At 57.4% G+C, this 25,831-nt stretch carries 15 protein-coding genes; 11 read left to right on the forward strand and 4 right to left on the reverse strand.

Annotated elements, in window-relative coordinates; translation table 11 throughout:
- The first annotated feature begins 491 nt into the window (after window positions 1-491).
- The 4 genes from ACQUS8_RS11505 to ACQUS8_RS11520 all read left to right on the forward strand — a co-directional run bounded on the left by ACQUS8_RS11505 (window position 492) and on the right by ACQUS8_RS11520 (window position 5,964).
- Complete coding sequence (locus ACQUS8_RS11505; protein ID WP_435101129.1) at window positions 492-2,699, forward strand: helicase HerA domain-containing protein; 2,208 nt, start codon at window positions 492-494, stop codon at window positions 2,697-2,699.
- Window positions 2,699-4,078 (forward strand): BRcat domain-containing protein, encoded by a 1,380-nt coding sequence (locus tag ACQUS8_RS11510; RefSeq protein ID WP_435101131.1) that lies wholly within the window; start codon window positions 2,699-2,701, stop codon window positions 4,076-4,078. The genes ACQUS8_RS11505 and ACQUS8_RS11510 overlap by 1 nt, the downstream gene beginning before the upstream one ends.
- 90 nt (window positions 4,079-4,168) lie before the next feature.
- Window positions 4,169-5,224, forward strand: coding sequence for a hypothetical protein (locus ACQUS8_RS11515; RefSeq protein ID WP_435101133.1), 1,056 nt, complete (start codon window positions 4,169-4,171; stop codon window positions 5,222-5,224).
- Window positions 5,221-5,964: a hypothetical protein gene (locus tag ACQUS8_RS11520; RefSeq protein ID WP_435101134.1), complete on the forward strand. Its 744-nt coding sequence runs from the start codon at window positions 5,221-5,223 to the stop codon at window positions 5,962-5,964. Before ACQUS8_RS11515 ends, ACQUS8_RS11520 begins: the two co-directional genes overlap by 4 nt.
- Before the next feature lie 24 nt (window positions 5,965-5,988).
- Here the strand turns inward: ACQUS8_RS11520 and ACQUS8_RS11525 are convergent, their stop codons facing one another.
- Entirely contained in the window at window positions 5,989-7,470 is a 1,482-nt protein-coding gene (locus ACQUS8_RS11525; protein ID WP_435101789.1) for a DNA methyltransferase, read from the reverse strand.
- 805 nt (window positions 7,471-8,275) lie between these two features.
- Between ACQUS8_RS11525 and ACQUS8_RS11530 the strand changes: the two genes are divergently transcribed.
- On the forward strand, window positions 8,276-13,000 hold the full coding sequence (locus ACQUS8_RS11530) for a sacsin N-terminal ATP-binding-like domain-containing protein (RefSeq protein WP_435101136.1): 4,725 nt from the start codon (window positions 8,276-8,278) through the stop codon (window positions 12,998-13,000).
- A 33-nt stretch (window positions 13,001-13,033) separates the two neighbouring features.
- Here ACQUS8_RS11530 and ACQUS8_RS11535 read toward each other — a convergent pair whose 3' ends face one another.
- Window positions 13,034-13,582, reverse strand: coding sequence for a hypothetical protein (locus ACQUS8_RS11535; RefSeq protein ID WP_435101138.1), 549 nt, complete (start codon window positions 13,580-13,582; stop codon window positions 13,034-13,036).
- A gap of 154 nt (window positions 13,583-13,736) precedes the next feature.
- Between ACQUS8_RS11535 and ACQUS8_RS11540 the strand changes: the two genes are divergently transcribed.
- Window positions 13,737-13,970 (forward strand): MarR family transcriptional regulator, encoded by a 234-nt coding sequence (locus tag ACQUS8_RS11540; protein ID WP_435101791.1) that lies wholly within the window; start codon window positions 13,737-13,739, stop codon window positions 13,968-13,970.
- Here the strand turns inward: ACQUS8_RS11540 and ACQUS8_RS11545 are convergent.
- Window positions 13,961-14,209 (reverse strand): winged helix-turn-helix domain-containing protein, encoded by a 249-nt coding sequence (locus ACQUS8_RS11545; RefSeq protein ID WP_435101140.1) that lies wholly within the window; start codon window positions 14,207-14,209, stop codon window positions 13,961-13,963. The two genes, ACQUS8_RS11540 and ACQUS8_RS11545, sit on opposite strands and share 10 nt — an antisense overlap.
- A gap of 187 nt (window positions 14,210-14,396) precedes the next feature.
- On the opposite strand from ACQUS8_RS11545, the gene ACQUS8_RS11550 reads away from it, so the two are divergent.
- Window positions 14,397-14,609, forward strand: a complete 213-nt coding sequence (locus ACQUS8_RS11550; protein ID WP_435101141.1) for a hypothetical protein — start codon at window positions 14,397-14,399, stop codon at window positions 14,607-14,609.
- 158 nt (window positions 14,610-14,767) lie between these two features.
- Complete coding sequence (locus tag ACQUS8_RS11555; protein WP_435101142.1) at window positions 14,768-15,553, forward strand: hypothetical protein; 786 nt, start codon at window positions 14,768-14,770, stop codon at window positions 15,551-15,553.
- Between the two features lie 527 nt (window positions 15,554-16,080).
- Here the strand turns inward: ACQUS8_RS11555 and ACQUS8_RS11560 are convergent.
- Window positions 16,081-16,956: a hypothetical protein gene (locus ACQUS8_RS11560; protein WP_435101143.1), complete on the reverse strand. Its 876-nt coding sequence runs from the start codon at window positions 16,954-16,956 to the stop codon at window positions 16,081-16,083.
- 112 nt (window positions 16,957-17,068) lie between these two features.
- Between ACQUS8_RS11560 and ACQUS8_RS11565 the strand changes: the two genes are divergently transcribed.
- The 3 genes from ACQUS8_RS11565 (at window position 17,069) to ACQUS8_RS11575 (ending at window position 25,797) form a co-directional block, all read left to right on the forward strand.
- The gene (locus ACQUS8_RS11565) at window positions 17,069-19,723 is read left to right on the forward strand and encodes a DUF1156 domain-containing protein (protein ID WP_435101155.1); all 2,655 of its coding nucleotides are present in this window, start codon (window positions 17,069-17,071) and stop codon (window positions 19,721-19,723) included.
- Window positions 19,724-19,920: 197 nt separating this feature from the next.
- Entirely contained in the window at window positions 19,921-23,139 is a 3,219-nt protein-coding gene (locus ACQUS8_RS11570; protein ID WP_435101186.1) for a DUF499 domain-containing protein, read from the forward strand.
- 39 nt (window positions 23,140-23,178) lie between these two features.
- Window positions 23,179-25,797, forward strand: coding sequence for a DUF1156 domain-containing protein (locus tag ACQUS8_RS11575; protein WP_435101188.1), 2,619 nt, complete (start codon window positions 23,179-23,181; stop codon window positions 25,795-25,797).
- The last annotated feature ends 34 nt before the right edge of the window (window positions 25,798-25,831 follow it).

Here is a 25,831-nt window from a genome sequence, read left to right on the forward strand (position 1 = left end):
CGAGCACGTGCCTCCTTGAGATGAGTGTACACGTGTCTGTCTGAATTGGGTGCCAGGAAGCGAAAGCTGGTGGTGATAGACGTAGACCTGACTACCCAACAAACTTATTGGTTCATTAATCATTCTCTGGAGGTGTGAAGCGAGAGCCCCCAGAGTGCCCAAACTGTGGCAAGAAAGACAAAGTTAGTCATACCCCATTCGGCCGCAAAAACTGGTATTGCAGCCGAGAAAAGCCAGGCTGCGGCGCCTTCGGAAAATCACAAACTGGGGTCTATGCTGTCTGGATCTCCTCGGGGATTGTGGATGGATTCATCGGTGATTAGATATTATAGTCTCGAACTAGCAAAGGATCATTCTGAGTCCAGCGTAGGACAGTTGTCGCTAAACGCCTACATTAGGCAATTAGACTACCTTCTCCAATAAACTCGCCAAAAATGATTTCTTAGCACTGATTAAATAGAATTATAATAGGTTGTTGAGTACCCGTATCTATGTCAGGTGAGTGGCCGGATGAGCCCTCAATCACAGATCTGATTGATCATAGTGAGCACGTTGGTGGTATCTTCTCGATGGAGTATGATGAATGTTCAATGCTTGTTAACGACTATTGGACGCAGGAAGCGGGAGGACTACCTCGTCATAGTCTCGTGTTGGCACGACCGATGGTCCAAGCGGTTAATCCTGAGGAGGAGGGTACAGCGGCCGACGAATGGACAGTACCTGGTGAAGGACCAGAATCAGTAGATGAGGAATCACCCGTAATCGGCGACCCGGATCATGCGATGTTACTGCGCGTGATGGGACCAGCAGAGCTACCGACGGAAACACGGCTGAAAACTAACCGGCACGATGCAATCCGGAAAACTGCTACCTCACAAAATGGGGCGAAGCCGAGTGAGGAAGACGTGGCCGATCTGCTCACTCGTCGGGAGATGCAGTATTCCGGGGTGACTGCTAAAGTCTTGGGCACGTTCTACTACGATACACCAAAGGACGACGAACCAGATGTTGACGAACTGCTGCGCTACGGAAGTGATATTCAGAATGTGCTCTCAGCGGGCAACTATATTGTCTACAAACTTCAAGACCGGGCACTGTCGTGGGTTAGCAGCTATCCCTCTCACCGGAGTGACGTTCAGGTAGAACTGGGCGAGGTAAAGTACACAAGTACGCAGATTTGGGATCAAGAGACGAACCAGCCGACGGTGTCTATCCCTGTTGAGGATTTCATCGGTGCAAAGACGGCGCTATTCGGTATGACCCGGACAGGGAAATCAAACGCGATGAAAGTTCTTGCGACGGCGATTGAGACAACCGATGAGCCGGTTGGTCAGCTCTTGTTCGACCCCAGTGGCGAGTACGCCTACGCGAATAAGCAAGATGAAAGAGCGTTAGCTGATCTGGGCGATGCGACGACGATATATAAGTATGGCGCGCAGGATGACGAAGAAAATGTGAAGCAGCTACGATCCAATCTATTGGACCCGGAAAATATCGAGATTGCTTACACCCGGGTTCAACAGCTGCTAGTTGACGAAACGAGTAATTACATTCGCGATTTCCGGACGGTAAAACCACCTCGAGTCGAGGACATCGTTAATGCGGACAATAAGAGTGAAAAGGAGCGAGCCAAGCGTGTCCATTTTGCGTATCTTGCGTTGCTCGCCAAGCAGCTGGACCTCCCCTCTGACTGGGAGGCTGAACACACGGACGATGTGAATTACCCCTGGCTGAGTATACCCGATGAGATGGTCCAGTATATTCAGGATGAACACGACGCAGATGTGCCATCACCAGGGTCCAACGATCTTCGGATGGACGCCTCAACACTAGTGTCGTTTTGGGATGCTGTTGCTGCTGATATCAAAGGATTCAACGAACGGTATCGTGAGGTCGATGAGCGTGACAAAGACTGGGTGAACGAAGAACTCCGGAAAGTATTAAAGATGTTTGATACAAGATCCCAGTCTGGTCATCGGTTGCTATCGCCGTTGACGAAGTTCCACAATCCGAAGTCAGAGATTGATGCCGCGGAAGAAATCTATACTGATCTCGAAGCCGGCGAGATCGTGGTCGTAGATATCTCGAATGGCACTACAGATGTGGTTGAAGCTGAAACCTCGCGAATTACTCGGTCAATCTTGAGAGAATCGATGAGTCGGTTCCAGAACCCTGAGATCGACGACGATAATCTGCCAAAGATACAATTGTATCTTGAAGAGGCGCACCAGCACTTTGACTCCGAACAGTACCGAGACAGCGACGCACAGAATCCGTACGTACAACTTGCAAAGGAGGGAGCTAAGTTCCGGATTGGTCTCACGTATGCGACTCAAGAGGTGACAGATATCGACCCTCGGGTGCTATCGAATACGGCAAACTGGATTATTACCCATCTCAACAGTAAACACGAGATTAACGAGCTCTCGAAATATTACAACTTTGAGGATTTCGAACACTCAATTCGGAACGTGGAAGATGTCGGCTTCGCTCGCGTAAAAACGGACTCTGGTGAGTACATAATCTCGACGAAGATTTCGCTATTTAACACCCGGTGGATTCAGGCGAACACTCCGTTCCTTAATGACGCCGAAACAGGTGAGGAAGAGGTTGACACCGACAGCGCGGCGGATACGGGGATCCAGATCGATATCCCGAGTGAAGCAGTAGACTCGAATACCGAAGCAGAGGAGAACTAATGGGGTATTTAGACGATTCTGGCGACGAACCGGCGAATAGTCTTGGACACATCGATCTCACACGTGATCAGCAGTTGCAAGAAGAGCTCGCTGAGTTCACGTTTACAGATCCCTCTGAAGGGTGGAATCCAGGCGACAACGTGATGTCTCCAAGTGAGCTTGATGGTGCAGACAACCTCGGCCCACCTATTGAACAGGTGTATGGAATCGACGGCTCTCGGGTTGAAGTGACAGTTGGTGACCGACGGCTGAACAAGCGGGTGGGTTTTCTGTCGATTCGGTTAGTCAACATCGATATGTCGGTACTACGTCAGCAGTCACGGCAGGCATTTCTGAATCCCTCGACGGTGGAAAATCTGGGTGAGGTAACAGAGGTAAATATGGTATTGCCGAGCTCAAACACGCTATTTGACGCTGGCACAACTCATGAAAGCTGGCGGAAGATGGTATTCGAAAACTTCAAAAAGCGAACTGTCTTCGGAGCGAGCCTATTCACTCGCTATCATGAGCTGCTTAAGCGTGAGGGTCGAATTCAGAAAAGTCGCGGGCAGTTGCTATTGGAAAACTGCCCGAATCCGGACTGTGAGGAAGAATCACTTATTGTCAGTTCTGTCCGAGAGGATCACTGTCCAAAATGCAAGAAACCGACGTACCCAACGGACGCGCTCCGTACTCATGAACGCGTAGCTGGTTCACAGGAGAACGTGACTGCCCTCAATATTCTCATGGGGGTGGTGGAGCATCTGGTCTTATTCGCGCTGGTGAAGTCACTAGCTGACGCTCACGACCAATTGAATCAGACAGCGATTGTTAAGGATGGTCCTCTCTCACAGTTTGATACAGCAGCTTGGATTCACGATCCGATTCTCGAAGTTATTGAGAGTGTTCAACAACACCATCGCGACCAAGATGGCTCGCCGTTTGTCGTCACAGGGGTCCATAAAACGGGGAAGTTCGCTAGCTTTGCCGAAGGAGTGAAAAGCCGGAAAGCCGGGCCGTGGCTGTTGGAGTTGCCCAATGATATCATCTACAAGTATATCTCAGCAGGCGACCGCACTGAGCCGTTCGGCAAGAAGACCTATTACGGAAAGAATTTCATCTATCGGTCGGCAGCCCAATCGAATAACGCTCATTGTTTTGCGTTTACTGTACCTCGGAATTACGGCGCCCGAGACAACAAGGAGGAGCTTCGAGCTGGTCAGGAACACTATCCAGAGCTAGCACGCACCGTGACGGTACTTGACGAACTACGTACGATTCGCTATGAGAATGGACTGATACCACTCGTAGTTGCCCACGACCACGCTTCACTCCCAGAGGATCTGAGCGACAAGATTCTGGGCGAGCTGACTGAGTACATCACCACTCCCCAAAATTGAATATGCTCGATGTAAAAATAGTAATAACATTGGACTGGTGCGTAGTGAATTGTGACGTCATAAGCACAAATCCGATACTGGTAGGTTCGTATGAGTGCTGACAACACTGGGCCGACGGAAGCAGAGTTACTTGAGCGGATTACTACTGCGCTCCATGATGAGTGTGACCGTCGTGGAATCACCCTGACACCAGGGGATGCAATTAAAACGCAGAAATACGTCGATCTGGTATTAGAGGAATTTCTGGGTGACGTCGAGAATCCACCAGTCACGATGAGTTGGTTCAAATTCGGCCGTACAACACCAGCAGGTGGTGGTGGAGTAGCCTTGGCGGAACCCGAAACGACGGTGTCGCCGACAAACCAGGGTGACCGGACTGCGGAGTTTCTGTCCATGGACTCAACCGATTTTCAGGATTTCTATCGGTTCGGCAGCTATGAGCCATCGCTCGAGCATGCCAATGAGCCCCTACTACCGTTCCTCCGTCGGTATTATCACATACATGCTCCAGACCGTTTCCATGAGCTCTACCTAGTGAACGTCCGTCTGCGCGAGGCGCTTCAGGAATTACGGAGGGCTACTGACCCTGAGACCAATAAACAGCTTTCGCGGGCCGCCGGTGAGCAACTATATCGGGATGTAGCGCAGCTCACCTCACGGTTGGAGATACTACTTTGCGACGACTATGTATACTATCCGGTGGCAACAGTCATTCCCCAGTATCTCCGACTCCTGGAGCAGTCTTTTGCCGGGATGGCGACACAGGAAACGGAACTGGCCACCCATGAGCGGTATACGTTTGCGTTAGAGATAGAGGACTTCTATAACGAAGTCGCTTGGACGAAAATAGCCCATTGCATCTCACGGGAAACAGCAGTTGGCCCCGGTGCAGATACTCTGAAAGAACAAAGTAAGAACGCACTCCGTGACTTCGAGCCCGAATTTACGGCCGAGGTTGAGAATTTGAAAGAGACATGTATTCGCGTGGGTGCTTTCCCAGCACCGTCGGATTATCCAGCACGGACTGACGAAACTTCGAGTACGCTGGAGGAACTGCTTCGTGTCGCCTCTCAACCTGTTGATGAGGATCTGGGAGTAGACGACCCTGCAATAACCGACAACACCCAAGAGGATACTGACGAATGAGTCTTGATGCTGCGAGCGTCGACACGTCCGAAGCGTTTCTCGACACCTGTGTACTGTTGAACTACACCCTTGACGGCGTTGATACCGCCATTAAGCTGTTTGATGACCATACTGCAGTTGGAAAGATCACCAGTGAGAATGCCCGAGGAGAGTTTCAGAGCGTCTGTGACCGACGTGCTGACGTCGTCGAGAAACTGCGTGAGGCAGTCAGAGAAGGTCGCCCACTAGATGAGGTCGATATCACGGAGTTTGGCTGGCTCTCACCGAACGATGAGGGGTACTTCGGGAGCCTACTAGCGGAACTTGATGGGGCCGCTCCCGAGACAGTCCTAGAACGGCTCAACGAAGAGAAAAATATTCTAGAAGCAGGAGAAATTACACTCTTTAAGCAACCAGAGCAGCGGGTCGAGGTTATCGAGGTTGAAGAGACTGGTAAATGGAAAGAGCTGCACGATAAGCTCTCGTACCCGGTTGGAAATAGCAACGACCAAGATCTGCTGTGCGATGCAACGGTGTGGCATCGCGATGGCGGCAGCGGGACGTTTATCTCAGAGGACAGTAGCGACATTACGTCGCCGGACCCACCGGGCGACGCTGGTACTGTCAGTGATAGGGCCTCACTGTTTGATTTACCTAGTGGAGGACCTGACGATATCAACTTCCAGATTTCGCTGGTCTACTCCGAGGCAGTCGAGCTTGATATTCTCACTACAAAGGAGTTCCTCGCTTTGCTGGAATAGTCTGAAAGAACGGAACCAACCCGATTATTCCTCTGCCCATGGAACCGTGACATTACTGGCCGGGGGTAGCGTATCTTTGTGTGGTGAGAGAATTAGGCACCGATCCAGCTTGCTCGCCGCTTCTTCGGCCTTATCGTCAATATCGTAACCGTATTTGAGACGGTTGGCCCGTGCGTAATTCCGGTGTTGCAAATCATACTCGTCGTCGATGATCTGCCGGGGTAACAGATCTGTATGCTTGAGCGCTTCTTCGGCGAACAATTGAGCGGTATTGATGTACTCAATCCGGTCGGAGTACCGTTTACGAACATCGCCAACAACAATAATCGCATAGCCATCGTCGGTGAGAAGACGCTCCAGTTCTTGCAGCGTGTTGGCAACGAACGTTCGATAGGTAGATTCATCTGAGGTAAGCGTTAAATCCTCTCGCTCAGTGCTACGGTCGACGCCAAGCCACCACAGACGTAGCCAGTTGTTCCAAGAATAGTCAAGCACGCGCATATACGGTGGTGATGTGACGACTAGGTCGACGCTGTTTGCTGGAAGGCACGTATCTCGAGCGTCGGCTTGCTCGACCCGTGTCTCACGGTTGTCTGGAAGAGCATCAAAGTCCTTAGTTACGAGTTCCTGCTTCCGAAGAGCAGAGGGACGGATGTCCCGGTTGGGCCGCTCTAGATCGTGGTCTTCAGCATACTCTTTGACGTAGTCGATAGATCCGGAGAAGGTGTCTCGAGTCGATAGTGAGAGAAACATCTCCGACGGACCATGAAGAATACCACAGACGATGGCTCTAAGATACGTTGCTTCCCGAGAGTCATCACCCCGAAGTACCTCACGAAGCCGAGCGAGCTTGCCCAGCGTGTGCTCTGAGTAAAAGACGAGTAGGTCGTCAAGGCTCAGTTCGTCATGGCCAGCGACCAACTCTTCAAGTGGCGTGTCAATCTCCGAGGCGTCATCAAGCTTCGAATCGAGATAAGTAGTGAACTCTGGGGTCGCCATCGGGTCACATTTGGCCCGGGTTAGCGTCGTAGCGTATTCGAAAGAGTCGCTAGCCCAGCCGACACGGTTGTGAAGCGTGGCCTCCAATGGCGTTGTACCGCCTCCCGAGAAGGGATCGTATACGACATCCCCCGGTTCAGAGAATCGGCGGATAAAGTAGGCAGGAAGTGCGGGTGGAAAGCCACCAATATATGGTGACAGGGTGTGCAAGGAGTTACCCCAGCGTTTTGGTGCTGACCGCCAGCTGGGCGATAGCTCTGAGGTTCGAACGCTAGGTATGAATTCTCCCGGCGTGTAGGTCACCGGTGAATCATCATTTTCGGCGATGACTGCCCCTTGGTTGACTAATTCCCTGAGCCGCCGATGCGCAGTAGAGGGGGAACAACCGACAATTGACGCCACGTCACGAGCAGACGGTTCTCCGTCAGCCTTGTACAGCGCCGATACGAATGCTTCATCGCCATAGTGGGTTCCAGTGGAGCCACCTTCAGAAAAGAGCGGGATCATAATCACGAGAGGACGTGGACATTAACATTCTAACACACCCGTAGGATGTGAAAAAACATTTCGGTTACGGGCCTCTCCCGAACTTAGTATGTGACTATACAATCATGGTTCTGTGACAACTCTCTTCTGAATATTCTTATCCTATAAAGAGTAAAAAGTTGGGAGAACAGGGTGTTCCGGACTGCTTCCTCTGGATAATCTGTTCCCGAGTCTTATTCACGACGGCAACGAGGTGGTACCCGTTCTTCAACTCTTGAATATTGAGGTGATAATACTGCTTTGACTCAGATTGATATCTATTAAGGAACGAACGCCGATCGGAATAGAAATTCTACATGATGTTGGAGACTGCTTTTCCTTGTCTGCTGTAGACAATCGAAATACAGTAGACCTACTATCGCTGAAATGAGATCAATCTCGTCAATTCTCAAGAGACCTGCTGGGACTACACCCTCAAAGAACGACCGCTCTCGTGGAGTACATTGTTGGTGGAACTCCGTCTTGCGAGTCGGTCGTCTCCGAAGTGATAACTCTATCTCGTCAGAACTACCGTGAGAACGAGTGCACGGCCGAGGCTTACGAACTGGCGCTCCCTATACCATACATCAACAAGAATCTGCTTCACAAGAGCATTCGTTCTAACTAAAACTCTGCCGTCAGGATTTCCAGGGGATTGTCGATGTACCTTGTCGGCGATTAGATGCTATTTCACCATCGGTCGACCGTTGGCCACCGAAGTTTGGCTCCTTCTGAGACAAAAGTTCATGCCACCAATTAAATTGCCCCAATAATTATTGTGGCACGAATGACGGGTACTCGCGAGTTCTCCGACTCCTCACCGTCGTCGGTGACTGAGGCTAAGGCGCTGGTAGAGAGGATTCAGGACCACACAGAGGCAAAGCGCGACAAAACTCCAGGGGAGGAGGCAGCAAAGCTACGGCGGCTCCAGAACCGCATCTTGGAGAGTCTTGATGATGCGGCTCACGTCGTTCCAGAACTCTTCCAGAACGCTGACGACGTCGGCGATGGCTGTACTGAGGTCACAATCCGTCTCCATGACGACGAACTGGTGGTCGAAAACGACGGCGAAGGGATGACGGAAGCCGAAGTCAAAGCTCTCGGTGAGTTCGCGGAGAGCACGAAGCGCGACCTCTCACAGATTGGCCACTTCGGTATCGGATTCAAAACGGTCTTCAGCGTGACCGGTCGCCCACACGTGGATAGCGGTTATGTGAGTTTAGAATACTCGGTGGACGACCCTGAGATACCCCAGAGCGCCTTTGAGGAGGCCGAGAGCAAGTTCGAAGGGACGCGCGTCCGACTCCCGCTCTCGGAGGACCTCTCCGACACTCGTCTTGACGAGATCAGTTCACAGCTCGACGAAATTGACCGCCTACTGCCGTTTCTGAACAACCTGCGGACGATTACGGTCAAACGCGACAGCGAGACAACGACCTACGAGCGCGTTAACGAGTCGGATAAGGATGATGGTCGCGTGACCGTACACAAGTACGGGAACAAAGACGATGATACACCGTGTGAGACGTGGCACTATCGGCTGTTCACGGAGCCGCTGAATGCCGATTCAGAGACTATCGAAGCACTAGCGGAAGAACGCGATTTAGACCTCGAATCACTTGAGGACCGGGACGTCGACACCGAGGTAGAGCTGGCATTCCCGATTTCCAAGCAAGGATACCCGGTCGGGCACGATGACAGCCGGCTGTTCTGTTACTTCCCGGCCAGTCGTGAGACGAACCTGCCATTCGACGTCCAGGCCGATTTCCTACTCAAGTCGAGCCGAGAGCAGATCCGTCCCGGCCATCCAGTCAACGATAAGTTCCTCCAAGTTGCCGGGTCGCTTGTCAAGGACGCTATCCAGACGTTCCAAGCGGAAGACGTCCCTCCGTCGCGTCTCCTTACTCTAATTCCTGACGCAGATGCCGACCGGCCGGACTACCTCACGCCGCTGACCGACGAGGCGTTCGACGCGCTCTCGGGTCTTCAGTTCGTACCGGTCGAGTCCGGTGGAACTTGCGCGCCCGAGGACCTGCTCGTACTCCCTTCGCGGCTTCACGACGTGATACCCCTCGCGGAGTTCTGTGCCGAGTACGAAGCTGCTGACGTCGTCCACCCGAGTCAGGAGCTAACGGCAGAAGACTACGATCGATTGGCAGCCCTCGACAGTACACGCGTCGTGTCGGTCCCCGAGACGCTCGAAGAGTTGGCGGACATGGATTTCCTCTCAACGTTGGGGGCTTCTGAGGTGGTCGACCTACTGGCAGCAGTCGAGGGATACCTCGATTCTATTTATCCGTATGACGACGAGTACGATTCGACGATTGAGGCACTGAAATCACTCCCAGTATATCCAATCCGAGGCGACGACCGAGACCGCCAGCCTCTTGACACAATTGATGACGACATCTACCGACCTGACAGACAGAGCGGGAGTGCGTACGAGCCGTTCTATGACGATCTGACGCTCCTAGGAGATTCTCTCCTTTCGACACTTCGTTCCAAAAACATCTCTGATCAGATGCGAGTGGACGTCCGCAAACTCTTCTCAGAGCGGCTGGACATCGAGGAAATCCAGCACAAGAACATTGTCGAAAAGGTAGTCGCGGAGGCGTTCGCAACCCCCGAGAACCACGACGACGAGACACTCGAAGAGTACGTCGAGTACCTCCGGAACCACGCCCAGTCATATGCCGACGCATCGAATACAAAGCTGCGCACCGAGGCCGGCGACTACAAACCGCCCAATGAGCTGTACCTCCCAAAGCAGTATCTGAAGGGGCGCTACAACTCTTCGATCGTGCTGGACACGCTAACTGATCGAGACCCGGTTAGCACGTCATATCTGGACCGGAACCCAGAGGCTGAGGACACCGAATCCTGGCGAAAGTTCTTCGCTACCTTGGGCGCGCTGACACACCTTCCCGTGTCTCCCAATGTAGATCACCCTACACGAGAGCCGTTCCAGAGCCAGGATAAGATTGAGGCGTATCTCGATGAGCACGATGACGAGGGCACGACAGTGCGACCGGATCGGGATACGACTCCCTATGATGGACGTAAACGCCAGTATCGGTGGATGAAGCGCGCTGACGCACAGCACGGTCTGGTCGATTACGCACTTTCAGAAGTCGTTGAAGACCGCTTTGAGGACGCGGCCAGGACGACTGACGGCTTCGGCAGAGAGTTCGTCAAGATGCTTGACGCTTACTGGGAGACGACGGATACTAACTGGGAAAACCACGACTGGGACGGGACATACCAGAACAGCATGTTCCGCGACTACTGTTGGTCTGTTCCGAGCAACGGATACGACGTCAACACTGAAGAGAGCGGATGCCCGACGAGCTTCTTAGCGCTCCTCCGGAAAACGCCATGGCTCCCGGGACAAGATGAGGAGCGCTACCAGCCGCGCCACCTCTACGAGCCGAACTCGGTCACGAAGCACGCAGGAGTCCCGCTCCTCGCAGAGGCCGTGGCTGACCTTTCCTCGACCCTCTTTGATACGTTGAATATCCCGGACGACGTGGGGCTAGAGCAACATGCCAATGCGATCGAACAAGTCGTCGCTGAGCGGCCAGAACGCGACGCCTCAGAAATTGACCGAGAAGTTCGCTCCCACTTGTACTCGCTAGTTGACCGCGTTGATGACGCATCTGAGGACGAGATAGCGGAGCTGACAGAACAACTCACCGAATGCCCATTCGTCTACGTCAAGCATGCCGAGCCAGAGTTCAGGACAATAGACCAGGTCGTGTGGTCGAAGGGCCTTGGTAATCACATCGTAGCGATAAACGACGACTACCGCGTGTTCGAGGGTTTCTTCACTGACGCTCTCGACATTGACACAGAACCGATACTCGATGATTACATCGAGTACCTCGGCCAAGCGGACGCCGACGACTGGTCGACGGTTGAGGATGCGTGGACGGAAGTGATCAAACGGGTCGCCTATAGCGACTCACAGGACCACAACCTCACCGATGTGGCGAGGGATTTAGCTGAGAAGGGCGCCATCCCGAGTACTGCAGAGACGTTAGTTCCATATGATGAGATCCAGTACATCGCCCGAGACGTAGGTACTGCCGAGCGACTCCCTGAGGCCCTGGCCAAACAGGTCGCTTTTCCGTGGTACGACAAACGGATGTCTGACCACTTAGAGGCAGTCAACCGGCTCACAACACTGCTTGACGCAACCAGACTCGAGGAGGAGCTCAATCACGACGTGATCACACCCCCTCACCAACCGACAGAAACCACGTTAGGTGAGCGCTACCCGCTGCTACTCAATGTCGGGTATAGTCTGTTGGCGGACCGCGATGAGCACGACGCGCAAGATCTGTTAGAGGAAGTTGCCGGCTACACGGTTCAGACGGCCGATACCGTCCGGTGTAAATATCGACTCGGTAGTGATTCAACAAAAGTCGATGAGTCCAGCTACATTGACCAAGACAAAAAGCACGTCTACGTTGCTGAGAGCGACGCTGCACAGCTCAAGCTTGTCGAAGACATTGCGGCAGCACTTGAACTGACGGACTCGACTCGAAACAAGTTCGTTGAATTGGTACAGGGTACCATAGGAAAAGAAGAATCTCTCGTTAACGCGTATCTCGATAGTCATGATCTCCCCTACGAACAAATCGATTCCTCAACTCAAAATGTGGATGGGGAATCCAATGATGCCGAAGTCCCTGATGAGGAAGAGGAATCCGAGGGCGACAGCGTTCCGAACCCTCACGAGGATAGGGTAAGCGAGGGTACCGCCACTAGACCAGACGACACTGTAGACGAAGATATAGAGACACCACCCCCGGATACTGGCTCTACGGTGACTTCCCCTCCAGAGGGGACGGACGAAGTGAAACCCAGGAACGTCAGCGACCAGTCATCAAAGAGTATGATAGATATAGCCGATACCCCCGAGAATGATCGCGACGGGGGGACTAAACCTGGTAGTGGTGTATCATCTTTCGGCGAGACAGACGAGGCTCAGAAGACCGGAAACGCGGGCGAACAGCTAGTCTTAGACCATCTACGGGACCTTCTCAAGGCTGAACTTGACGATCCCAAGGTTACTTCCTGCCCTGACACCCGCTCAAATGCGTACCGTGTCAAGGGCTACTCCGACGGACACGAGGTGACTGTTACCCTGAAGAAAGTCCCCGATCAGGAAACGCCACGTAGTGACCTTCTTGTCGATGGTGCATCGCTGATACGGCAGGAACATGAGTTCGCAGTAGACGAAGTAGCTAGCGACGAGCGGACCTTCGTTGAAGTCAAGTCGAGCAAGAACGAGGCTAAAACGTTCAGAATCACAAAGCTCGAACACAACCAGGCCCAGAATAATTCTGAGTACCTCATCGCACGTCCTGTCGAAGTCGACTCCAAGAACGAGCGGATAGAGACTGTCTTTGATACTGTACCACGGATACAAGTCCACACTGAATCGAATGGACGGCTTAAAGCCGACGACTTGGATCTCGAGTATCACGGAATGTGGGTTTCGTATTGAATACCCAAATCAGAGAAGAGTCTTCAGTAATAGTTAGCCAAGACTATCGGTGTTGACATACCTACAATCGTGTGCGAGGATTCGTTCGGGGAGGCCGACGGCACCGCAGACAGTGCATTCAGCAAGCCGGGTCTGCTCGGTCTCGCTGAATGCTGTTTCGACGCCGTAGAGTCGGTTGGCGAGTGCGAGCAGGCGGTCGGATGCGTCTCCCTCACTCTGTGCGGCTGGGTCGGGATGGATGATGACGGGGAAGGTTTCGACGCCGCCATCCCAGAGACACGACGGCAACACCGTACTCGAGTCTTGATGTTGGACAGCCTCATACGTCCGAGCGACGACGTCGCGAGTCTCGGGCTGGACGTACTCGACGACGAGCTCGCCCGCATAGTAGAACGCCGACCCATGACGGATCGGCCCTGAGCAAACCGACGCCGGTGCAAACCGCACCCGAACCGCATAGTAGCCTCTGCCACGCCCGTCCTCACGCCCGCCGTGCGCAGCCCAATTCGCCGGCAGATCAAACGACTCCACACCCTCTGCGCTGTCGATACCGTTTTCTGACTCTGGTCGCGTAGTAGCCATTGGTCTTAATCACCTGAGACCACCCGCCCGCGTGTCCTAGCACGCGGGCAGTCTTCTGCAGACTACTGTGTAGCAGCGGGTGGCTCTATCTAATACCCATGCTCCGGGGCACCAAAAATATGATGCTTCGGAGCAACAGATATCCCGATACATGATGTCTGCCAGAGGCCCAGATCCGAGGGTGACTACGAGCGATCTTCGAGAGATCATCAAGGACCACGAAGAGCCATTTGTGACGGCTAGCGATATCGCGGACGAGACTGGTGTAGCGCGCCAGACTGCGCATAAATATCTCCAGAGACTACACGAAGAAGGTGAGTTAGAGAGGCGTAAAATCGGTGGTAGTGCCGTTATTTGGTGGCTAGAAGACGGCTGCGCTCAGGCGTAGTCATCTATATATCGACGTCCATCATCCGATAACCACCATACGCGAACCCTCCCAATCATACGGGTTTCTACTAACCCTTCCTCGGCAAGCTCGCGTAGGTGTTTATCGACAGTTTGGCGTTGTGCTCCAACACGCTCCGCAACGTCCGAAGTCCCCACAGCCGGCGAGTACGCGTTACGGATCGCGGTGAGTATCTGCTCGTCTGTCACCTCACGATCCGGGCCGGGCTTGGGTGGCATACTGACTATTTCTGGATAGCGGTCAAAGTAGATAGCGCAATCTAACTGTTTCTTTGGAGCAATGGTTAAGTGGGTCGGGAAGCTGTGTAGAGATAAGCGACGCTACGAGGCGGATCGGTATCTGTGAGAACAGCGCCGAACGGGTAAGGGCCGTTCGACGCCTTACGGTGTCGCTTCGAGGAACGACATGTACATCGACAACGCACACGCAGAAAGAACTTCCGTCGTCTCGGAGACGCACTATCCCTCTAACCGCACCCATCTGATCCATCACTTGTGGCAGGCCAAGGCCGAACAGCACCGGGTCTCGACGTCTCGTCTGCCATTCGGTTGCCGTGCTGATGGCCGTCGCGAGCAATCGTGGTTGGGTGAGCGCGGCGGCGTCAACGGCCGCGCCTAAGCGACACCTGACTCGGTATCACCTCGACGGCCATCCTGACCGCCACCCACACTCGTAGGCACACCTTGGACACTCCATCCACCGAGAAAGCGACCATGCTGGTTGTGCGGTCGGCTCGTGTGGCCGTCTGAACTTGGCTGCTGTAGTGCTGTCTCCCGATGAGTACGACTCACGATACCTCGACGCCGACGCTTGAATCGCTCGCCGACCGCATCGCCAACCTTGAAGCCGAGTTGGAGGCCGAACGCGACACCCGCGAAGACCTTGAGGAGCGTGTCGCCGACCTCGAGACGGAGAACCAGATTCTGCGCTCGCGCATTGATGGATTGAACACGACGACCGACAAGACGGAAGCGCGCGTGAACGAACTGCAAGCCCGCGAACTTGAGAAGGGCGCGCACCTCCGTAAGGAGACGGTCTATCCGTGGACGGACAATCTCGACGTCGCGGCCGGCCGTCTCGAAACCATCGAGAAAGACCACGGCACCTACATGCGCATCCCCGACGCCGACGACACACTCACTCGCGGCGGCACAACCCAACTCGCCCACGACGACCTCCTCCCCATCCAACAACTCGCCCGCCTCGACGACAACATGCTTCGCGGCACTGTCGACAACCTCCCCAGCCGCCTCGCCGCCAAAGCCTGGGCCACACGCCACGAGGATACCGGCCTCTGGCAGCAAGGCAGTGGGGACGTCCGCGAATATATCGATGCGAGTGATCTCCGGCATTGGATCCGTCGCGAAGAACCCGGCATCTCTGAGGCCTACGCGAAAAAACTCGTCTCCCGCACCATCGACGCCCTCCAAGAATACACCCACCATCGACTCACCATCATGAAACGCCAACGCCGGAAAGACGGCCTCCAGTACAAGGAACGCCGCATCGTCCTCAAAACCGACGTCGAAATCCCCGGCGAAACCACCCAGAGACAACAGTAGTCCACAGACCACCACGTCCCCAGGGGGTCACAGCCACACAGAAACCACAATTACGACAGGACGACACAACAACACAGAACCGGACTGCGGTGTGTGCGTGGGTTGCCTAGTCGTGGGTCTCGCTTCTCGAACGGTATCGACGGTGGTAGACCCGAGACTCCCCTGAGTGGTTCTCTGTGGACGACATCTGTCACCGGGAGTTCTCGTGAGCGCTCAATTTGTACAGACAGCTGAAAACTGGTTGTACTCCTTGGCGGATGGTGCATCGACAGTCACACCGTTGGGTGGCTAACCGGTTTCCATAGTGCACTCGCGGCGGGCCGTCAGGAGTGAGCACGGGACTATAGCGGTGACCTCGTCGTAGAGTTCGGCGACAGATTTGGCATAGAGGAACGGCATGAATGAGGTAGCATGAGGTCCTGTAAAACCTGTGTCGTCCGCCGGCCCCGAACCGTGGCTGGCCGCGCACGGGGAGAATCGACACCACCAGCGCGGCCGTGGAGCGTCCTTGAATCAGCGTTCCAGCCTTAGAGGGACTGAATCGCTCTATCGACCGCTAGCAACGTCGCTTCGGGCTGTGGCGTCCGGTAGCTGATCTCTCCGTCTGAGAAGCGGAGGTCGACAAGTGGTCGGTCGTGGGAGTCACCACTGGCGGGGTCGAGCGTCACCCGGCCTGCTTCCCGGCGAATGTCCGGGCGCTCCAACAGAGACTGCACGACGTCGTCCCGGCGGAGGTCGGTCCCCGGTCGCGCGCCGTCGCTGGTGAGTTCGATCCGATCCGTCTGCGCGGTGGGCTGGGTCACCCCAAGGATGAGTCGGTGGTAGCCGTGGACGAGATCAGCCTCCAATGCGGTCAGCCGGTCGGGGTCGCGGAGGTCGAGCCGTTCGGGGGCGTCGGTATCGCCGAGGGCGGCCAGTTTCTCGCTCGTCGCAACGGCGCTCTCGGGCGTCGGCGCGCGGACCGCCAGTACGTCGTACCCTGAATCGAAGGTCGCGACGGTAGTGTGACGGTCCGCCTCGGCGGGAGCGAGCTGCGTTTGCGCGCCTCCAGGTGGGGTGCTACAGAGGAGGTAGTGGCGTTCGAACAGCTCGTCGACAGCCCGGAGGCGGACACCGAACCCCGAATCAGTCACGTGCTCGACGAGTGTCGTCGGGTCGAGCTGGGCTAGCCCGGGCAGGCGGGCGTAGTAGCTGGTCTGTGGTGCGGCGTAGCGTACCTGCTTGGCGACGAGCTCGCGTTCGACGGGCGAGAGCGCCGCAATCAGGTGGTCCCGCGTCTGGGACGCGTCGGCGTCGACGCCGGCGGCGCGTAGCGCCCGCTCGAGTAGAGTCTGTGAGTCGACAGCCTGGAGGGCGGCCGTAGCAGGGTCGTCAGTCGTCGTCGGTTCGAGGGGGAGCTCCACGGCAGTTCCTCCGCGGGAACGGTGAAACCAGTTTCGTGTTTTCGCCGGACTCGAGGCCGACGGAGGCGTGCATTTATCCCCACCGGACGGAAAAGGAAGCATAGAACACCCGATGTCAGGCCAGCAACCAGAGGGGCGCGGCCGCCCGCGCCTGCCCATCGAGGATGGATTCCCCATCGAGCGCGTGAACGAGATTGCGGCGAAGGAAAGCCGGGCCAAACAGCACTATCGCCCGGTCTACACCATGCACAAGTGGTGGGCGCGGCGGCCCGGCTGTCTGTTTCGTGCGATCTCGCTCTACTCGCTCCTCGACGAGGATACCGACCCCGCGGACGTCTCGGTCTACGAGCCCGGCGAGAACCAGACCCTTGGTGCCAACGGCCTCTCCAGCGAGGATCTCGTCGACGCCATCGGTGAGACGAGCATCGAGGACCCCGAGCCACTCTGGGAGTTCTATCCCAAAGACGTCCGCATCCAGAACAAGAAGGTGCTCGACCCGTTCATGGGTGGGGGCACCTCCCTCGTGGAGGCCTCGCGCTTCGGCGCGGAGACGGTGGGCTACGACCTGAACCCGGTCGCGTGGTTCGTCACGAAGAAGGAGCTCGAAGCCGGCCAGACCGACCCCGAGAAACTCCAAGAAGCGTTCGAGCAGGTTCGCGACGACGTCGCCGACGAGATCACACAGTACTACCGCACGCCCTGCCCCAACGGCGATCACGAGGCCGACGTCATGTACAACTTCTGGGTGAAGGAGCTCGACTGCGTCTCCTGCGGGCATACGGTGCCGCTGTTCAAGGACTACCGCGTCGCGAAAGGCCGCTACGAGAACGACGACAAGTACAACGTCCTCTGTCCCGACTGCGGTGCGGTGACGCTCGTCGACGACTGGCAGAGCGAGAGCGAGTGTAACGAGTGTGACCACGAGTTCGTTCCCAAAGAGGGGAACGTCTCACGGGGCGGATACTACCACTGTCCGGAGTGTGGGCAGAAGGAGTCGATTACGGGCGCAATTAGCGAGCAGGGAATACCTGATATGCGGCTCTATGCAGTCGAGTACTACTGCGAGGAGTGCGACAATCAGGGGTTGGAGAGGAGTAAGTACAAGGGCTACAAGCAGGCGTCACCGGCGGACAAGAAGCTCTTCGAGGAGGCCAAGCGGGACTGGGAGGCCCGGACGGATCTCCACAAATACGTTCCTGACGAGAAGATTCCCAAGGGATCAATAACGGTTTCTTCGGCTATCAACGGGAATGACGTTTTCGAGCATGGCTACGAAGACTGGACGGATATGTTCAACGAGCGCCAACTGCTGTCTCTCGCGAAGATATTGAAGTCTATATCCAGGCTCAGTCGCGAGGTCGGTGACTATCTACTCCTCGCGCTTACTGACGCGTTGCGAACGAATACGATGATGGTCTCCTACGATACTGCTTACAACAAGATTGGGGACTTCTTCCGGACGAACTCGTTCAACCCTCCAACCTACCCTGTAGAGAACAACGTCTGGGGAACGGAATTCGGTCGAGGAACGTTTAAGTCCAGTTGGGATATGGTCGTCAAAGGCGTCGAATACGCGAACGCACCAACCGACCGATACGTAGAGAACGGTGATACAGCCGAAACCGAGGAGTTCGCCCAGCCCATCGGTCAGAACTCGGAAATCCACCAAGGTGACATGCGGACGATCGACGCCGAGGACGAGTACGACCTGGTTCTGACGGACCCGCCGTACTACGACAACATCATCTACTCGGAGGTGTCGGACTACTTCTACGTCTGGCAGAAGATCCTTCTTGAGGACGAGTACGAGGGCTTCGACCAGGAGCATACCCCACGCGTCGACTCCATTGTCACCAACCCCTATCTCGACAAGACCGCCGAGGACTTCGAACACGAGATGGGCCAAGCTCTGGACGTCATCAATCATGCGCTGAAGGATGACGGGACGCTGGCGTTCACCTACCACCACAGCGATGAGGAATCGTGGGGCGAACTGCTGGAGTCACTCTGTAACACCGGCTTCGAGGTGACAGGGACGTACCCAATTAACTCCGACCTCATGAAGTTCATCGGCGGCGAGGCGGTCTCCTTCGACATCGTCATCGTCGCCCGGCCGACCGAAGAGCGGACGCCGATTTCCTGGCGGAACCTCCGCATCCGCATCCTCAACAGGCTCGACGAAATCCAGGACGGGCTGGAGGAGCACCGCGACCTGACGGAGGGGGACATCGGCGTCGTCGAGATGGGCGCGTGTTTCGCGGAGTACTCCCGCCATCACGGGGAGGTGCGCCGCGGTGGCGAGATCATGACCGCCAAGGAGGCCGTCGAGAAAATCTACGGCATCATCCAGAACAACGCGCTGGGCGAGGAGGACATCTTCCTCGACCTGCTGCGCGCCGGGTCGCCGAGCTACGACGACCTGAACAAGCTGCTGCGCCGCAGCGACGCCTCCGAGGAAGAGCTCCGCGAGAAGGCGCTGTTCCGCGTCGAGGGCAACAGCTTCGTGCTGGGCGACTGGGACGACGAGAAGCGCCAGGCCTACGTCCAGCAGGCCGTCGAGGGCGACGGCGACGCGAGCGCGCTGGACAAGGCCCACTACCTACGCTATCGCTACGAGGAGGGCAAGTCCACGGCCGAGTATCTGGAGCGCTGGGACCATGACGAGCTCGCCGAGCTCTGTGAGAGCCTCGCGGCCGCCAGCGGCGACGAGACCTACCTCAACCTCGTCGGGCTGGACGTCTCGTTGGACAGCTACACCGACAGCTAAATCGGGGAGTTCCTTTCTTTTCTGTCGCTCAAACACTCGACGCCGAGATTGACCCGCAGATAAGACATAATAAACATAGTAATGTTTTCTATCCCATGAAGTTAGAGTTTCAATTCCGGTAATACGGATAAATAGAAGAGTTTCGTGGTGTTCCCCTCCAAAGGCTTAACTACAGTTGGCTGGTGAATCTGAGTAACATGAGTAGCGAAGGAACTCCCACACCCATCAGCGAGTATGTTACACTGAGTCAGGAACTCCGCGAGGGGAGCGGCACGATCAAGGGGCAGATTCGCCTCTACGACGTCGAGAGCGAGGAGGGGACCCTCGAGTCCGACGCCGAGCGGTTCTTCCAGCGGACGCTGCTGACCCAGGGACTCGAGGATTCGTTCAAGCGCCTCCGAGACACGATGGAGGGTGAGGACACACAGCGCATCCACGAGATGTACGGGCCCTACGGGACGGGGAAGTCCCACCAGATGGTGGCACTCTACCACGCCTTCGCAAACCCCGACATCGTCGCCGAGTGGGCTGAAGGGCGCATCGAGGGACTGGGAGCGGCGCTACCTGAGGAGGCGACGCCGGTTGTCGTCTCGCTGCAAAAGAGTCAGTCCGAATACCTTTGGGAGCCATTCTTCGATGCGCTGGGCTATGAGCCCGACGAGGACGAGTTCGAGGACGGTGGCTACCCGCCAATTGATATGATCCAGGAGGCGGTCGGCGATCGCACGGTCGCGTTCCTCGTTGACGAGTTGGAGGACTGGTTCGGCTCGCTACAGGGCCGCCGCAAGCGCGCTAACAAGGGGTTCCTCCAGGCATTACTGGAGACGACCTCCCGCCCGGAGACCGAGCTGTTCGCCATCGTCTCCGTACTCCGCGAGGGCTCGGAGGTCCACGACATCCTCTCGCGCCAAGAGACCGTCCCAGTGAACATGTCGAACCAGGTCGACATCCGCGACGTGCTCCGCCACCGTCTAGTCGGCGAAGTCACCGACGAGGCGGGCGTTCGCGCACTCATCGAGGAATACATCGAGAGCTACGCCGAGACGGACTACGTCGACCTCCCGGAGGGGCTCCGCGAGGACATGCTCCAGACTTACCCATTCCACCCCGAGCTCATCGACGCGCTGAAGACGCGCTACTTCGCGGAGACCGAGTCCGGCGCGACTCGGGGGATGCTCTTCCTCTTCGCCAAGCTGCTGAAGGACAAACACGAGGAGACCGACCTCCTGACCCACGGCACCGTTGACGCGGTCGAGTACAACGACGAGCTCACCCGAATCAACGTCGAGCACGCCCGTCCCGACCGCTGTTACGACGACATCACCGACCGGCTGGCAGACGCCAACATCGACTACGGTCGAGAGATCCTCAGCACGGTGCTGATCTACTCGCTCACGCCCGGGCTGGACGAGGGAGCGACGACCGGCGACATCATCCAGGGCACCTACCACCGGGGCGACCGGGTGAACGACATCGTCGTCGACCTCGAACGCCTCCAGGGAGAAGTCTATCACCTCTGGGAGAAGGACGACCGCTACGTCATCCGTGAGGACGAGAACCCGCGGTCGCTCGTCCGCAACGCCGCCCGCGACGTCGACGACGACGAGGCCATGGAGTTGCTGGGCGAGACCGTCGAGTCCATCTTCGGGGGGAGCACCCACGCAGTCGGCTTCGCGAAAGGGCTGGGTTCGGTCCCGGACAGTCAGAATATCAAGCTGGTCGTCCGGAACGAGCCCTGGGATGCCGACAGCGTTGCGGCCGTGATCAAGAACCGCCCGGCGGGCCGGCAGTGGCGCAACTCGCTGGTGTTCGTCCAGCCGAGCAACGACAAGAAGATCTCGCCCAGCGACCAGCAGGACAAGTTCCTCAGCAAGGCCAAGGAAGTCCTCGGTGCCGAAATCCGAAAGGATGACCCCAACCTCAGCGAGGAGATTCGCGAAGAGATCGACGCGCTCTACGACGAGTACCGCGAGGAGCTCCGCTCGCGGCTGACCAGCGCCTACGGCGATGTCGTCGACGGGAACGACCTCCTAAACGAATTCGACTACGCGGCTGCCACGCCCCTCGAAAGTATCGTTCCCGAAGAGCCCGTCCTCAGCCACCGGAATATCGCGCGGGCGATGCAGGCCGACCCCTTCGACATCGAGCGGACCGTCTGGGCGGTCGTCCAGGACCGCCTGGAGAACCGCTCCTCGGCGACGATCGAGGACGTCTACGAACAGTTCCTTCAAGAGCCGACGATGCCGATTCCGGGCAGCGTCGACGTCGTGGTCAATGCAGTCGAGGCCGAGCTGGAGGACGCCGCCGTGCTCGCCCATGATGGCAGCGGCTTCAAGCCGCAGTTCCGGAACCTCGACCGGGACACGACGCTTGTTCTTGAGGAGGACGTTGAACGCTGGGGCGTCGACGACGTCGAGGAGGAGCTCAGGCGGCGGTTCAGCGGTGACACCACCGAGGTCGACGTCGGCGACTTCGAGCTCGATCTGCTGCAGGACACCGAGACTTGGATTGCCGAAGCCGAGTCACACGACGCGGTAATGCGTGCCGTGGGGCGGCTCGCGGCCGAGGAGAAGTACGTCCTCGTCTCGGGGACCGAGATCATCGACAAGGCGCGCTCGGACGCGACGCTCCGTGACGTCTCGGCGGTCACCGAGATCGGGGCGGAGGAGGTGCGCGCCCGCATCGAGGACGTCCTTGAGCGCTCCGGCGAGGCCGACACCAGCCAGGTGCTGACCGCGATCCGTGGCGACGCCGACGTCTACCTTCCCAAGGACGAGACCGAGACTGCCTTCCGCGCCGCAGTCACCGGAATCCTCAATGATGGCTACCGACTCAAGGATGGCTGGTCGTTCCGCAGTTCGCTGGGCGACCGCGACCCGACGGAGGTCGTGGTGGTGCCGTGGGTCAGCGAGGAGAGCGAGCAGCGCATCCTCGAGGACATCCGCAGTATGGAGGAGGACCGCGACTTCGACGTCGACGAGATCCAATCAAACGTCGTCCCGGATGAGTCCGAACACGCGATCCGACAGTTCCTGCTGGCGAACCTCGGTGAGGACGACCCTGCCTATGTCGTCGGCGCGACGGGCGCGACCGACCCCGGCGAGTGGTTCCCCGGAGCCGGCTTCAAGACGTACTCGACAGGCGGCGAAACGTTCGAGTACGGCGGCGACAGCGTCGCCGAGCTCCGCGACGAGTGGCTTGAGGCGGACATCACAGGTTCGGTCAGCTATGGCTCGATCCACTACACAACGACCGACGGCTCGGGCGGTCCAGCTGCGTTCGACGAGATCGGGCTGAGTAAGGTCCACGTCGACATCAAGCTCGAGGTCGGCCAGCCACACGACAGCGTCACCGCGATGTTCGAGGCGTTCCCGGATGCGGCTACCGACATCGACGTGACCATCGAGTTCGAGTAATCCGCTTCAAGTACCAGAACGGTTCCACTCCCACATACGATGCCCGAGACCCCACAAGACGGTTCGACGCCCCCGATAGCCCGCGGCTTCCCCATCACCCGCGTGAACGATATCGCCGAGCGCGAGAGCCGTGCAAAGCTCTACTATCGGCCGCTCTCGGTGCTCCATAAGTGGTGGGCCCGCCGCCTGGGTAGTGTCTTCCGGACCGTCTGCCTCTACACATTGGTTGACGATCCCGGGGCGGTCTCGGTGAATTCTCCCGACGGTGAAGCGACGCTTGCGGACTTTACCGACGAGGGAGACGGCCCGACCAGCGCGGAGCTCGCGGCGATGATCGAGAACGTTTCGCTCGCGAACCCGGACACGCTGTGGGAGCTCTACCCCCAGGACGTCGCCGTCGAAGACAAGCGGGTGCTCGACCCCTTCATGGGTGCGGGGACGACCCTGTTGGAAGCGGTCAGGTTCGGGGCCGCCGCGACCGGCGTTGACCTGAACCCGGTCGCGTGGTTTATTACGAAGAAAGCGCTCGAAGCCAGCACGACAAGCCGAGAGGCGCTCGAAGCTGCGTTCGAGCAGGTTGATGAGGCGGTCGCCGACGAGCTCGGAGCACAGTACCGGACTGCTTGTCCGAATGAGGACCACGAAGCAGACATCACGTACGCGTTCTGGGTGCGGGAACTGGACTGCGTCTCCTGTGGTTATACGGTCTCACTGTTCCGAGACTACCGGGTCGCGGCAGGACGCTACGAGAACAGCGACGGGGACGTCGTCTGCTGTCCGGACTGCGAGTCGGTCTTCCCGACGAGCGACTACCGCGAGAACGCTGTCTGCCCCGACTGTAGCTTCGAGTTCGTCCCCGCGAACGGCCCAGTCTCGCGAGGCGGCAACTATGGCTGTCCTGAGTGCGGCCAGAAATACGCCCTTGTCGACGCAATCGCGGAGGGGCAGTCCTACGACGAACGGCTCTACGCGCTCGAGTACTACTGCACCGACTGCGAGGACGCCGGCCGCGACCGCTCGACGTACAAAGGCTACAAGCAGGCGACCGACACCGACCGTCAGCGGTACGCCGATGCCGCCCAGCGTCTCGCGGACGCGCCGGGCCTCGATGCGTATATCCCCGACGAGGAGATCCCGGAAGGTGCTGTCACGCAGGCATCCTCGATCAGCGGGAACGACGTATTCAAACACGGCTTCGAGGCGTGGGCGGACATGTTTAACCCCCGCCAGCAGTACTGTCTCGCGACACTACTCCAGGCTATCGACAACGTCGAAGACGACGACGCGCGGGAATTCCTCCTGCTCGCGTTCAGTAACGCCCTCCAGTTCCAGAACAACTTCGTCCGATTCAACGCGACCGGCGGGAAAGTGGAGAGCATCTTCGGGCAGAACTCCTTCTTCCCACCGGTCGAATACGTCGAGAACAACCCCTGGGGGACCCGGGCCGGCCGTGGGACATTCACCAACACCATCGAGCACGTCCTCGACGCCGTCGACTGGGCTCACGCCCCCGTCGAGCGCTATCTCGACGACGGCGAGTTGCAGCGGACCGAACCATTCGACACCCCCGTCGATGGGGACACCAGACTCCTACAAGGAGACATCCGGGAGGTCGACCTCGAAGGGGAGTTCGACGCGATCATCACCGACCTCCCGTTCTACGATAACGTCGTCTACTCCGAGCTCAGCGACTTCTTCTATGTCTGGCAGCGTCAACTGCTGTCCGACGAGTACGAGTCCTTCGAGCCGCCGAAGACACCCCGCCAGCGGAGCATCGTCGCGAACCCGGCGACAGAGACGGACGCAGGGGCGTTCGAGACGCAGCTTGGTGAGGCGTTCGAGCGGCTCGCCGACCACCTCGATGACGACGGGACGTTGGTCTTCACGTACCGCCATCAGGGGGCCGCCTCTTGGGCCGGGCTGCTTGACGGACTCTGTAGCGCCGGGTTCGACGTGGAAGCGACCTACCCGATCTCGGCGGGACTCTCCGAGTTCACGGCCGGTGAGGCGCTCAACTTCGGCGTCGTCGTCGTCGCCCGGCACGCCAAGAGTCGCGAGGCGATCAGTTGGAACGCGCTCCGCCGTCGCCTCTTCCAGGAGACAACGCGTGTTCAAGAACAACTTGACGCCGCGGAGACCCTCTCAGCCGGAGACAAGAGCGTCGTCCAGCTGGGTGCCTGCTTCGAGGTCTATTCAACCCACTTCGACCGAGTGCATAACCACGGGGAGCTGATGGAGACCGAGGCCGTTGTTGGCGAAATCCTGGAGCTGGTGAGCGGAAGTGTCGACGTTACCGACGTCTACCTCACGCTACTCGCGATGGACGATCCGACAGCCGTCGACCTCTCCCGGCTCTGTCGCGGAACGAGCGTCGACCCGGACGAGCTCCGGGAGCAAGAGATGATCGTCGAAGACGGCGAGTTCGAGGTCGCCGACTGGACGAGCGACGCGCGCCAAGCGTACATCGAGGCGCTCTCGCCTGCGGAGCGAGCCGACGTCGACACCCTCCAACGACTCCGCGCGCTCGCCGCCGAGGAGACGCCGGTCCGGCTGAACGAGGCACAGTCGTCGCTCGAGGTCACGGGCGAGCTTCTCGACCTCGCCGACCGGCTCGCAATGGAGACGGGTGACGAGACCTACCGGGAACTCCTGAACTGACCTCACGGGATGCGGCCACCAAGCGATTTTTACC

This window comes from Halarchaeum sp. P4, from assembly GCF_051195175.1.
GTDB lineage: Archaea > Halobacteriota > Halobacteria > Halobacteriales > Halobacteriaceae > Halarchaeum.